This is a genomic window from Streptococcus sp. AS20 (genome assembly GCF_000524255.1).
Classification (GTDB): domain Bacteria; phylum Bacillota; class Bacilli; order Lactobacillales; family Streptococcaceae; genus Streptococcus; species Streptococcus constellatus.
In genome coordinates, this window is the sequence record NZ_JANS01000015.1 from 44,124 (window position 1) to 56,459 (window position 12,336).

At 33.3% G+C, this 12,336-nt stretch carries 13 protein-coding genes and 1 pseudogene; all 14 read right to left on the reverse strand.

Annotated features, from left to right (window positions below; all coding sequences use genetic code 11):
• Position 1: 1 nt before the first annotated feature.
• Positions 2-2,434 (reverse strand): VirB4-like conjugal transfer ATPase, CD1110 family, encoded by a 2,433-nt coding sequence (locus HMPREF1514_RS08310; RefSeq protein ID WP_037598665.1) that lies wholly within the window; start codon positions 2,432-2,434, stop codon positions 2-4.
• Complete coding sequence (locus HMPREF1514_RS08315) at positions 2,337-2,735, reverse strand: PrgI family protein (RefSeq protein ID WP_000542590.1); 399 nt, start codon at positions 2,733-2,735, stop codon at positions 2,337-2,339. The genes HMPREF1514_RS08310 and HMPREF1514_RS08315 overlap by 98 nt, the downstream gene beginning before the upstream one ends.
• Positions 2,736-2,738: 3 nt before the next feature.
• On the reverse strand, positions 2,739-3,005 hold the full coding sequence (locus HMPREF1514_RS08320; protein ID WP_000573637.1) for a hypothetical protein: 267 nt from the start codon (positions 3,003-3,005) through the stop codon (positions 2,739-2,741).
• A 12-nt stretch (positions 3,006-3,017) separates the two neighbouring features.
• Positions 3,018-3,881 (reverse strand): VirB6/TrbL-like conjugal transfer protein, CD1112 family, encoded by an 864-nt coding sequence (locus tag HMPREF1514_RS08325; protein ID WP_000466903.1) that lies wholly within the window; start codon positions 3,879-3,881, stop codon positions 3,018-3,020.
• Between the two features lie 12 nt (positions 3,882-3,893).
• Positions 3,894-4,109 (reverse strand): Maff2 family mobile element protein, encoded by a 216-nt coding sequence (locus HMPREF1514_RS08330; protein ID WP_000345446.1) that lies wholly within the window; start codon positions 4,107-4,109, stop codon positions 3,894-3,896.
• A 21-nt stretch (positions 4,110-4,130) separates the two neighbouring features.
• Positions 4,131-4,424 (reverse strand): hypothetical protein, encoded by a 294-nt coding sequence (locus HMPREF1514_RS08335; protein ID WP_037598666.1) that lies wholly within the window; start codon positions 4,422-4,424, stop codon positions 4,131-4,133.
• A 357-nt stretch (positions 4,425-4,781) separates the two neighbouring features.
• Positions 4,782-5,225 carry a hypothetical protein gene (locus HMPREF1514_RS08340; protein ID WP_037598667.1) on the reverse strand — a complete coding sequence of 148 codons (444 nt, stop codon included), beginning with the start codon at positions 5,223-5,225 and terminating at the stop codon, positions 4,782-4,784.
• Positions 5,226-5,305: 80 nt separating this feature from the next.
• Positions 5,306-7,087, reverse strand: coding sequence for a VirD4-like conjugal transfer protein, CD1115 family (locus HMPREF1514_RS08345; RefSeq protein ID WP_037598668.1), 1,782 nt, complete (start codon positions 7,085-7,087; stop codon positions 5,306-5,308).
• Positions 7,084-7,569, reverse strand: coding sequence for a PcfB family protein (locus tag HMPREF1514_RS08350; protein WP_037598669.1), 486 nt, complete (start codon positions 7,567-7,569; stop codon positions 7,084-7,086). Before HMPREF1514_RS08350 ends, HMPREF1514_RS08345 begins: the two co-directional genes overlap by 4 nt.
• Complete coding sequence (locus HMPREF1514_RS08355; protein ID WP_037598671.1) at positions 7,569-8,606, reverse strand: DUF6017 domain-containing protein; 1,038 nt, start codon at positions 8,604-8,606, stop codon at positions 7,569-7,571. The genes HMPREF1514_RS08350 and HMPREF1514_RS08355 overlap by 1 nt, the downstream gene beginning before the upstream one ends.
• 75 nt (positions 8,607-8,681) lie before the next feature.
• Positions 8,682-8,963 (reverse strand): CD1845 family protein, encoded by a 282-nt coding sequence (locus HMPREF1514_RS08360; RefSeq protein WP_037598672.1) that lies wholly within the window; start codon positions 8,961-8,963, stop codon positions 8,682-8,684.
• Positions 8,964-8,974: 11 nt separating this feature from the next.
• Entirely contained in the window at positions 8,975-9,823 is an 849-nt protein-coding gene (locus HMPREF1514_RS08365; protein ID WP_037598674.1) for a KilA-N domain-containing protein, read from the reverse strand.
• Between the two features lie 167 nt (positions 9,824-9,990).
• Positions 9,991-11,118, reverse strand: a pseudogene (locus tag HMPREF1514_RS09355) (site-specific DNA-methyltransferase); the annotation flags it as partial.
• Positions 11,119-11,627: 509 nt separating this feature from the next.
• Positions 11,628-12,332, reverse strand: coding sequence for a YwaF family protein (locus HMPREF1514_RS08375; protein WP_006269761.1), 705 nt, complete (start codon positions 12,330-12,332; stop codon positions 11,628-11,630).
• Positions 12,333-12,336: the final 4 nt, after the last annotated feature.

Here is a 12,336-nt window from a genome sequence, read left to right on the forward strand (position 1 = left end):
GCTACCTCACTTCTTCAGGTTTTGTAGTCATCTTTTGATATAGGATTGTGTCTTTAGGGAAATTATCTACAAATGGAACAATGGTATTTCCAAAGAAAATCAGACCTTCACCAGCTCTCGAATTGGTAACGAATTTTTCCTGATCCTTTGAGATTTTAAGCTTTACAACAAGCCAGTCTCTATCACCTGTTGCTTGATTAAGCATTAGAATAAAATCCGTATTATCGAAAATATTTTCAATTTCTTTACTTGCAAGTAGATCTTTAACATTCTGTGTAATTCCTGTTGGAATACCACCCCATTTTCTAAATCTCTTCCAGATTTCCACCGAATACTGTGAAGTCTGTTCATCCTTTAAAAGCAAGTGAAACTCGTCAATGTAATACCTTGTACTTTTGCCGGTATTTCTATTTTGAGAAACCTTATTCCAAACCTGGTCTTGAATAACAAGCATTCCTATCTTCTTAAGCTGCGTTCCAAGTTCTTTAATATCAAAGCAAATAAGTTGCTTATTTAAATCCACATTTGACTGATGATTGAAGACATTAAGACTTCCTGAAACATAGATTTCCATTTCTGTTGCAAGTTTCTTTCCAACCTTTTCTTCTTGCCCTTTTAACATATTGTAAAGGTCTTGAAGTATAGGCATATTCTCTGGAATTGGATTCTCAAAATACTTCTCATAAATTCTTGGTAAGCACCTATCTATAACAGATTTTTCTTCTGCCGTAAGACCACTACCACCAACCACAAGTTCAAGCATAGACATAATAAAGTTCGCCTTATCCTTAAGTGGTGCATCACCATCTCCATAGTTCATATTTATATCTAGTGGATTTAGATAGTCTTTACTCTTTGCACTAACCTTAATAACTTCTCCCTTAAACTGTTTAACAAGATTGCCATATTCACCCTCTGGATCACAGATAATGACATCATCATCTGTTGTAAGAATAGCATTTGCCATTTCACGCTTTGCAGAAAAGGACTTACCAGAACCAGGCGTACCTAAAATTAAGCCATTTGGATTTTTAAGCATTTTTCTATCAGCCATAATAAGATTATGGCTTAAGGCATTTAATCCATAGTACAAGCTATTTGATGAGTTTATGAAAAGTTCCTCTGTTGTAAATGGTAAAAAGACTGCTGTAGATGATGAGGTTAGTCCTCTATCTATTTCAATCTTATTTACGCCAAGAGGTAATACACTGATAAAACCTTGTTCTTGACTATGATCTAAGCGTTTAATCTTACAATTATGCTTACTTGCAATAGATGAAATCTGAGAAATAGTCGTATCTAGCTTTTGTACTGTCCTTGCAAAATTCATAAAGACAATCGTTACGATAAACATACGCTCATCTCTTGTCTGGAGGTCTTTTAAAAGCATCTTAATATTATCACCATAGGTAATTAAATCACTTGGTAAGATATCCATGTCATAGCCACTTCTAACTGCCTTTTTATTTTCCTCAATCTTCATCTTATCAATATCTGTATTTTTTCTTTTCACCATTTTAATAGCTTCTGTCTGCTCAACTGCCTTGATATGAAAAGAAATATTGATGTTGTCATCTATATCTAAAAATTCTGCAAGCATTCTATCCGATAGCTCACTTGCAAGTATTTGAAGATGACTTACAGCTCCAATATATTTTCCAAACTTAAAATACTTACTTGGCACGAAGTTAAAAGAATCTGGTGCAATAACAGTCTTTGTACTTTCTCTTGGTTTTAAGTCTTTATAGGAAAAAGAAAAGAGCTTATCTGGATTTAAAATATCATGCAATACCTTTAATCTTTCTTCTCCAGTTAAGCCCTCAGCACGAACTCCCATGCTCTTTAGATTTGATAATATATCAATCTCAAGTCGCTCAAGTTTTGCAGTCGCTTGCTCCAAACTATCCGCTTCAACTCCAAAGGTGATATACTTCGATTTCTTTAAACCATTATTTCCCTTTGCAAGCTGACTTTTTAACATCTCACGAAACTCTAATCGAATATCATCATAACCATCATTTTTATCCGGTATCTGAATGGCTGCTTTTAATTCATTATTTCTTCCAAGCTGATTGATATATGAAAACTCAATATCTACACTTGGATCAAAAGAGTTTAAGACATTCGCAAATTGATTGAAAATCAAATCCTTATCTTCTTCTAAGGCAATCTGATAGTTTATATCCTGAAATGCAATACACTTATTATAGTGCTTTTCATCAAGCTGGCATATTCCACTTTTTAGCATTCTCAGATAAGGTATTGTGTCTTCAACAGTATATCTCTTAGGCTCTTTCTTAAATATTAAGTCGATTAGAGAAGCTTTTTTCTTCTGCTTAGTCAGCTTTTCTTTTTTCAGGTTTCTTCTGTTTTCCTTTAATACCTTTTGATTTTTTTCTAACTGAATTTGCTGTATTTTTCTTTTCTTGTTCAAGGTAAACCTCCTTTCTCACTCGCTTCTGTGGTTGATAAAACTTGTGTAGATATATGTGCTTAAAATATTTCTCAAAGGTAAGTCCATCTTTTTCAAATAGTGTTACAAAGAAGATTGGAAGAGTTGATACAATTAAAAACAGTATCGCTATATCATTAGGCATAAACTTTCTCATAAATAAATAGACTGGTATACCAACCAGTCCAGCAAGTGTAAATCCAATTAATTGTCTTCTTGTAAGATTAAAGGCTACCTTTGTTTTTACCTTTTTTAAATCTTTGGGAATTGGTACATAGCCCATAACTTACCTCCCATCTTCTTTTTCCTTTGAAAATGCTTCAAAATGCTCATAGCATGAAGCAACTTCATTTCTCATCTCTTCTAATTCTGACTCAATGAATGCATTTTTCTGCTCTTGATAACAAAGAATAGATTTCACATCATCTCTTGTACTTTTTACTTCATCTTCTAAATTCTTTAATTTGTTCCTGTTAAAAATCGAGATAGCAAATGCTCCAATTCCTACTGCAATAATTGAAACAGGAAACAACTTTTTCTTTACTTCTATCATTAAAAATCCTCCTTAATGTGCGTTTAATACACTCTTTGCAAGCGTTCCACTCTTTAGCATCATTAGACCAAGAAGTAATGCATAGCCTAATATCATAAAGGTACTTGCATGAATGTCCGTTATCTTTATCGTCTTTACTAAAACTGCGTAAATACCCAAGCATATAATCAAGAATAAGCCTTGAAGCCCAATAGCAAATAGACCTTTGATATAGTTTGTTCCAATTTGTCCCCACTCCTTATTTCCCATAGTGGCAAATGGAATTGCTGAAACTGAACAGTAAACATATATCTCAAACATTCTGCCATAGACAACTAGCATTATGACTACCGACATAACCTGTATTGCAACTTTAACAAGCGAGGTTTCAAAGAGTATCATCACCAGTTCTCCAAGTCCTTTGTCTTTTAATCCCTCAACCATCTGAACAATTTGATCACCTGAAACGGTAGCAGAAGTATTGATTACTCCTGCCGCCTGATTTACAAGGTGTTGTGCAACATCAAAGACTGCCATTGAGAATGTAAAGGCATGAGATACTAGCCATACCGCTATCCACATCTTTATCATGTATTTAAAAAACTCAAAGGTATCTGTATCGTGCATATTATTCTTTTGCATAACCATATTTATCAGTTCAATACATAAAACTGCTGTAATGATTAAACCTGCAATTGGAATAATGACACTATCATTGATACTCTTAATAAAGTTAAATACCTCTGAGTTCCATCCCATTGGTGTCTTGCCTATATCGGTTGCAACTGCTCCGACTTTATCATTAATGTCGATAAACATTGACTCAAGATTTGCTTGGATTCCCCCGAGAAGAAGCTCTTTAAAAAATTCCTCTATCTTATCGAAAATACCAAACATAGGCTACTCTCCTTACTTCAATACATTTGAAAGTAATGGAATTAGTTTTAAGCCGATTAGAACGATGCCTCCTCCAGCCATTAACTGCTTAATACCCTGAGATTTTGCTCCAGGATTATCATTACCATATCCCTCCATAAGGTTAATAACACCCCATGCTCCAAGACCAGCACCCACTGCCATTACCAAAATCTTTAATACATTAACTGCTTGTACAAAAAAATCCATTATTTATTCCTCCTCGTTTTCTTATTTCTTTTCAATTTTGTTCATAGACATAACTACAAAATTCTTATATGTCTTTCCATTTTTAGTTCGTTTATTGAAGTAACCATATACATGAATGAAATCACCTTCTGAAAATTCCTTAGCCACTTCAGATTTATTGCCATAGGCTGCACAGTTGATATACTCTCTACCTTTTCCATATCCTTTCGAAAGAGCAAAATTTACAACTTGAACCTCTTCATCACCTCTTGTAAAAGTTCCAAAAGTAGGTTCTTTTAACAGATTAGCATTGATATTAATCATTTCTTTGTCCATTTTTTCCTCCAATTAAAAAAACGACTGAAAAGTTAATTCCAATCGCCAAGTATTTGTATATTTAGTTATCTATTAGGTAGGGCTTCTTATCCTTATCATCTTTTCTCCTTTACTTTCTGTAACATATTTAAGGGAACTAGCATTTTGTCGTGTATATATTAGTGAGAGGCATTTGAAATACTAGTTAGCAACTCTTGCGAGTTTTCCCTATTTATTGATTGCAATATAAATTGAAAATAGGCATGAAAAAGACGATAGATTTTTTATTTCTATCGTCTTTAATACTTTATATTCCGTTCGACAAACTGGAAATTGACAAATTACTGTCAACCTTATTAATCCGTGTTACCCCAAAACTTATGAACAATTTTCCAAGTATTTTCTTCGATTCTTTCTTATATTAGCAATAATAACCACTGCAATTGCAAAGAACTCAATTATAAGTTCTGCCGTGAATAGCCTCAAATATCTGGGTGTATCTGGCTTTAAATTCAAAAAATATTGTTGTATTTTATCACTTTCGGCAACATTAAATGTGTCATCAAATTCTTCGTGTTTCTCTCCAACTGCGTCATATATATCCAAAGAATAGCCATCTGGAAAGCCTTGCTGATAAACAATCTTACTAACATCATATTCAATGTGAAAATATTCTTTTACACTTTCTACTATATAGTCATCTTGATTTGTAACATATATGCTTCTTTTTGGAAACAAAAAATCAGGTGACATAAGCCACAAGGTATATACATCGATTACTATGAACAGAATCAACATCAAGATAAATACTGCTTTCTTCATACACTAATCACTTCCATAAATTCAAATTTATTTTATTATACTACATATACCCATGCCACATAAAGCTATGACAGAAAATATTACAATCTTGTAATTACTGTATTTCTATTAAGCTTAACTTTACCTTTTCTCTTGATATATTCCTCAATATCAAAGGCATTTTTCTTATTAAAATCTTCAAGTAACTTGTAATTCTTATGCTTTGTAATATCAAATTTATCTGATAAAAACGGTCTTACACCACGAAGCTGAAAGATACATTTACTGCCATCCATAACCGTTATCTCATCTTGGCTCATCAATTCTTTCCCTGTCTTTTGATAATTCAGTCCATAACTGTTGGCATTGGATCTTGTTTCCGATGTGTTATATAGGTCTATCGTTTCCTTTCCAAGCGTTTCTGATAGCTCTTTAAGTGTTGTTTTCTCCTTTCCACCCAAGAATAGCGTGCTATCACAGTTACCGACAATGGTATCAGCATTGTCCTTGTAAATTGCCTTTAGCTGAGATTGTGCCTGCAAGATAATACTTGCTGAAATTTCTCTTGAACGGATTGTCGCAATCAATTTCTCAAATTTGGGAATTAAGCCGATATTTGCAAACTCATCAAGCAAACACCTTACATGGACAGGTAATCTTCCTCCATATTCGTCATCTGCCTTATCACAAAGTAAGTTAAATAGCTGTGAGTACATAATAGACACCACAAAGTTAAAAGTATCATCTGTATCAGAGATAATAACAAAAAGTGCTGTCTTTCTATCTCCAAGAGTATCAAGCTCAAGCTCATCTTCTTTCATCAAGTCCCTAAGCTCTTGAATATCAAAAGGAGCAAGCCTTGCCCCACATGAAATAAGAATAGACTTTGCTGTTTTTCCTGCAGCAAGTTTGTATTTTTTATATTGCTTTACTGCAAAGTGCGTAGGCTCTTTCTTTTCCAATGCTTCAAATAGTCTATCAATAGGATTCATATATGTTTCATCATCTTCTCTAACTTCTGAAGCATCTATCATATCAAGTAATGTTGCAAAGTTCTTTTCCTCTCTTGGAGCTTCATAGAAAATATATCCGATAAGAGCCGTATAGTAGAGTTTTTCGGCTTTAATCCAAAAATCCTCACCTGATTTTTCGCCCTCTCCCTTAGTGTTTGCTATAATTGTTTGCACTAATTTGAGGATGTCTTTTTCACTTCTGAGATAGGCAAAGGGATTGTACTTCATGCTCTTTTTGAAGTTGATGGTATTTAAGATTTTTATCTCATAGCCATTATCTTCAAGCATTTTGCCACACTCAATTACTATCGTTCCTTTCGGATCAGTTACGCAATATGACGAGTGCATTTGCATTAGGTTCGGCTTTACATAAAATCTCGTCTTTCCGGAGCCGGAACCTCCAATAACAAGCACATTCTTATTTCTTGCATACTTTGGATTTGCCGGTCTGCCATTCATGGTTAATCGCTCAGTTTGAGTAAGCAAGATATTATTTTGAAACTTTTCATCCATATACGGCTCTATATCTTTTCTCGTTCCCCATCTTGCTGAGCCATACTCTTTCCCCTGTCTGAACTTTTTTGCGTTTTTACCTTTGGTATAGACAATAAATTTAATTAAAGCTGCTACTCCCACGCCCATTAAAATATCAGCCACATGAATACTTGGCAGTAAGCTCATGGTGTTAAGTTCCAATATTCCTTGAAAGATTTTATCTATCACATCGCCGCCAGTATAGGCTCGTACATGATGAGAAAAGATATTGCCTACATAGAAAAATGCAAGATAGGGAATGTTCTGTTTTAGAAACTTTGCCTTATCTTGCACTTTGAATAAGCCTTTGATGTCTTTTAGTATCTTATCTATCATAGGCTCTGCTCCTTTTGCTTATTCTTGACTTTATCTTTAGAAATAGTATTTTTAGCTAGTTCTTTAAATTTCTTTATGTTCTTGTGAATTGACTCCTTATTTTTTTCTTTTTTCTCAATATTTGATAGCACATTTTGAAAAGCTTTATTCATAACTTTTGTATCTTTTGCTTGGAAGAATACTGAATGTGTCCCAGTCTCCTTATCTTTCATCACTGAGAATTTAACACCATATTTATTCAATTCTTTTTTTAGTTCTTTTAATTCACCATCTTTAACATTGATTTCTTCAAGCTGACCTTTCTTAACCATATCTTTGAGTTTGACTTCATTTCCCTCAGCCTTGATAAGTTTATCTAAGCCACCATGTTGTTTTGATCTCTGTTGTAATTTCTTTACTTGGCTTAAGATTTCTTGATATGTTGCCTTTAAGACATTAACTTCAATATTAACTACTCTATTAGAAATTTCTTCATTTATCATTAGTAACCTCCTTCCCTCATATCATAACTAACAAGTGCTGTATAATAGGCATCCATATTGCTTGGTGCATTATATGCTGCCGTTAAGATAAATGCTCTTACATTTCTTATTTTTGATTCGTTCTCTGATAAAGCATTTACAAGATACTCCATATGCGAAGAATCTAATTCTCTAAATCTCTCTTGAATAACATATGCTGGTAATTTCGTTTGATTTATTGTTACTGTATCTTCTGCATTTAATACCATAACATCAGCTAAAACTTTAATTATTTCATCAAAGGTTTTAGCAATAATCTTATTACCTAGCCTCATGTGTTCGTTATATCCTGTACTTTCTCTTAATTCTTCTAAACAAGATTTATATGATTTTATTTTTTTACATCCTTCCTCCATTCCGTCCCTTAAATAAAATGTGTCTTTTTCACAGATGGGTAGGTGGGAGGAATTCTCTGTAGAAATATATGAAGTAATCTTTGATGAATTATTTGTAGTAATCTCTGGTAATGGTTCATGCAAGTTGCCATAATGCACTGGTAGATTTTCATCAAATGCATCGGTGCTAAATGCCTCATTGCATTGGTTGATTTTGCCCTCTTCCATTGGTGCATTTTGCCCTAATGCATTAGGCATAGCACTTTTACTTACTTGTTCTAATATTTCTCTTTCTTTCTCTTGTTTTCTTTGGTTTAGTTCAAGATAAAGTTCTTCTAATTTCTTGTCATTTATTGTGTACCACTTCGTTTTATCTCTAGGATCTTTATTATAGTTTCCAACTAAAAGATAGCCCGCTTTTTCAAGCTTAGAAAAAGTTCTCTTTACTGTATCAATACTTAAATAATCAAAATCTTTTTCTTGCCATGCTCGTATTGAGTTATATGTCCAATACTTGCCATCATGATAATTGTTACCAGACTTCTTATTTATCTCAATCCAGTAATTTATTTGTTGAAGCACAAGAGCTTCATTTAAGCCTAATTCTCTGGCTAATGCTTTATTAGCCAGTATAGGTTGTTCATCAAATAAATACATACTCATATCATCGCCTCCTTTCTCTGAAATTTAGGCATAGAAAAAGACGATAGATTTATATTCCATCGTCTTAACTCTCTCTTATATTTCCTTTAATGTATCTTTCGCTACTTCAAGATACGCTGTGATCCAAAGTGCAATTTTAGGTAGCCCATAAGGACTGATCAAGAATGCCAGTAGTAATGCTACTATTCCTGTTGCCATATCTTTTTGTATAAAGCAAGCTACTGCTCCAATAAATACTAGGAAAGATATTATACCTAAAATCATTCCACTAACTTTTATAATAAATTTTAGAAAAGCAATTAGTATCGACAAGATTAATATTATTGGAAATAAGATAATTTTCAATGCCCATCTCATAACAGACCTCTCTATTTCTTTGATTTATCCTCTAAACTCTTAATACCTGTATTGTTCAACTTTTCAATTGACATCAGCTGAGTTCTGGCAAGCTTTCTAAGTTCTATCATTCTTTCTTTTTGATCCATACCTTTACCAATAAGAATTGCATTATAGCTTTCCATATTTGCAAGAACAAGTAATTCATTCAGACTTGCATAGTCTCTCATATTACCCTTTAACTCAGGATTTTCTTCACGCCACTGTTTTGCTCTTTTGTTAAACAAGGCAACATTGAGCATATCTGCTTCACTTGCGTACTTATAGGATAGCTGTTCGTTGGTAAGATCCTTTAAGAGATATTCTTTGATTGCGTCTGTATGAATTTTGTAGTTAATCTTGGAAATTTCTCGATTAAGATTCCAACCTAATGATAGCTTAGAGTTTTCATCTGACTTAAGTCTTTTGTAATCCTGAATTACATACATCTTAAATTCAGCAGAAATCCATGAAGCAAATTCAAAGGCAATATCTGTATGTGCAAATGCACCACCATATCTTCCGCCTTTTGAGATAATTCCGATTGCGTCTGTTTTTTCTACCCATTTCTTAGGGGACAGTGTAAAGGAATTATATCCAGCTTCCGATTTAATTCGGTCGAATTCGACCGAATTGAAATTCATGTTGTTTAAGCTTTCCCATAAACCAAGAAATTCAATTGTATCTTTTCTTCTCATCCAATTTTTAATTACATCACTTGGTTCATCGCTTTTATATCTAGCAATATCCGTTAGACTTATATAGTCGTTTTTAAAGTCTTCAGTATAAATTTGAATAGCAAAACCTTTTGCTTCAATCGTCTCTTTTTTCACCCTAGACATATGAGTTCCTCCTTTATGCTGATGTACTGTTTACAACATTTATTTTCGTAATAACTGCTCTAAACAGCACACCAACGATTCATTTTTTTGATTTTAAACTTTGGTAGAAGCTCTAAAACCCTTGTATTTACTTGACTATTTGCCTGTGTCATTATTATGACACGAAACCCAGCGAAGAAGTCGAGGATGGTTGAAGTTTTATCGGATTTAAGAGAAATTAATTTCATAATTAGTTTTTTAGGTTTAGAAAAATTAAAATCAATATCTAATCCACTCAGCTCTTCTGCTGCATCCTCATTAACACCATCCTTATCAAACCAATTATTAGAAATCTGACCCTCTGATTTATCCAAAAAAATTTTTAAATAGGGAGTACCCGTTTTTGTCCAATAAATTTCGCCATTCTTATCTTTTTCTTTAAAAAATTCTTTTGTTCTTATACTTTTAATAACTTTTTCTATTCCAGTCGGGGATTTAATATGTAATAAATTTTTTCCTCTAGTATTATCTACGATTGTCCCTCTCCTAAATCGCCTACCGGTTAAGTCATCAACATATCTGTATTCTTTAATCGCGCTTTCTTTTAACTCAATCTTATTAAAGTGATTTTGAAACTTATTTAACGCGTAACACAATATTGACTCACCAACTATTGATAATTGTTTTGCATTATTATTTTGTGATTCACTTCTTTTCCAATGTATAGATGTTACAAAATTCCCTTCCCCAAATATCTCATCACAGAGCAATTTCAACTGTTCTTGTTCGTTATCATCAATGGAAATAAAAATAACACCAGTTTCACTTAGGAGATTTTGTGCACTCTCAAGCCGTTTACTCATAAAGGACAGCCATTTTGAATGTGAATAACCATCATTCTTATCCACAATTTTATCATTGTAAATGAAGTCTTTATTCCCCGTATTATAAGGCGGGTCAATGTAAATGACATCAATTTTGCCGGCATGAGTTTTTTCTAACAGATGCAAACTGTGGAGATTATCTCCTTCCAGCAGAAAATTATAATCTTCCGATGCAGGATTTTCTTTGATTTTTCTGGTTTCATCTTCGACAAAAACAGGGATTTTGCTTTTCATCTCCTCTTCTACTAATTCGACGTGCTCCTCCCAAACCAAGCCATAGCGCTTGGAATCAATCAATGCGATCAGTTTTTCCAATTTTGGCAGGTCTTCATGCTTGGATTCTTTTCTTGCCTGCTCCATCAAGGTTCTGACATAAGCTAGGGCTTCTGCCCTCTCATTCTGATCCGGGCATTCATTAAACGTTGCAGGCATTAGAAAACACCTCCAATCTTAGTGATTGAAAGTGTTTTTGAGTATACTAAAAAAAGGGTATTAATTACCTCTGCTCTGCTCATGATAAAATCCTTTCCTAACCATGTCAAGCCAAAATATTTATTTTTTTTCTTTATTTTATCAAAATTTCAAAATGAAATCAAAAAAGAGTTTGGATTAGCCAAACTCATATTCTTATCTGTGATAAAGAATCTCTTACAGATTAAAACTTAACAAGAATCATACTGAAAAGAAAAATGATTAAAATAAGTACTAAAAGCAAAGGTAAACTGTTGGCAAAAGGCAAACGAAAACCCACATACTAACTATAAAGAACAACCAACTGTACAATCTGAAGCCATTTAAAAATCTTCACAAAACGTGGATTATCATGATTTTTTACAGCAGTATAAATAGACAAAGATAAATGCAATCATCAAACCATGCCAAAACATCGGTATCAGGGACGGTTCTGTTTTGTGAGTCGTTAAAAAACTATTCACTATAACTTAATTTTCCTGTCTGACTGTTTCTTCTTGTTCTTGCTTAAGCTGTATTTGTTTAAAGACCAGAGAAATCATCCAAATAGCTAAAATCAGAGGCAATGACACCAACAGATAATTGCTAATTATCCCATGATCACCTACTAAAGGCGGCTCCTTCAAAAAACCATAATTTCCACCACTCACAAAATTTACAAATAATAACAAGAGATTCATAGCAAAACTAATCTCTACAATTCGCCGCAAGTCCAATTGCTTACTATCATAATGATTCATCAAATACGTGAGAGAATTCCCCAAAAGAGCATAGTGACCAATCAGATAGGATACTAAGGTAATATGAGGAAAAGTAAATGGATCAAACAAAGGATAAATCAATGCACAAATAGGCCCAAATACTCCTAAAAGAGCAAAATATTGTTTATAAACTGAGGAATCAGGCAGAAACAAAATAGCAAACATCGCCAATCTACAATGATAAAAAGGAAGTGCCTCAGATAGTGGTGACAAAGTGGCGACATACCAGCTATAAAGCATTAGAATTTGGAATCCTTGTACAAATTTTAAAATAATTTGATAACGCTTATTTTGATGATATTTTACAGCACTGTACATGATGTAAATGATTCCTAAAAACATCATTCCATACCAAAACGGGGTTAATTGTGGTGCCTCTGTTTTATGACTTGTAAAAAATTCTTGTAAATTCATCTCT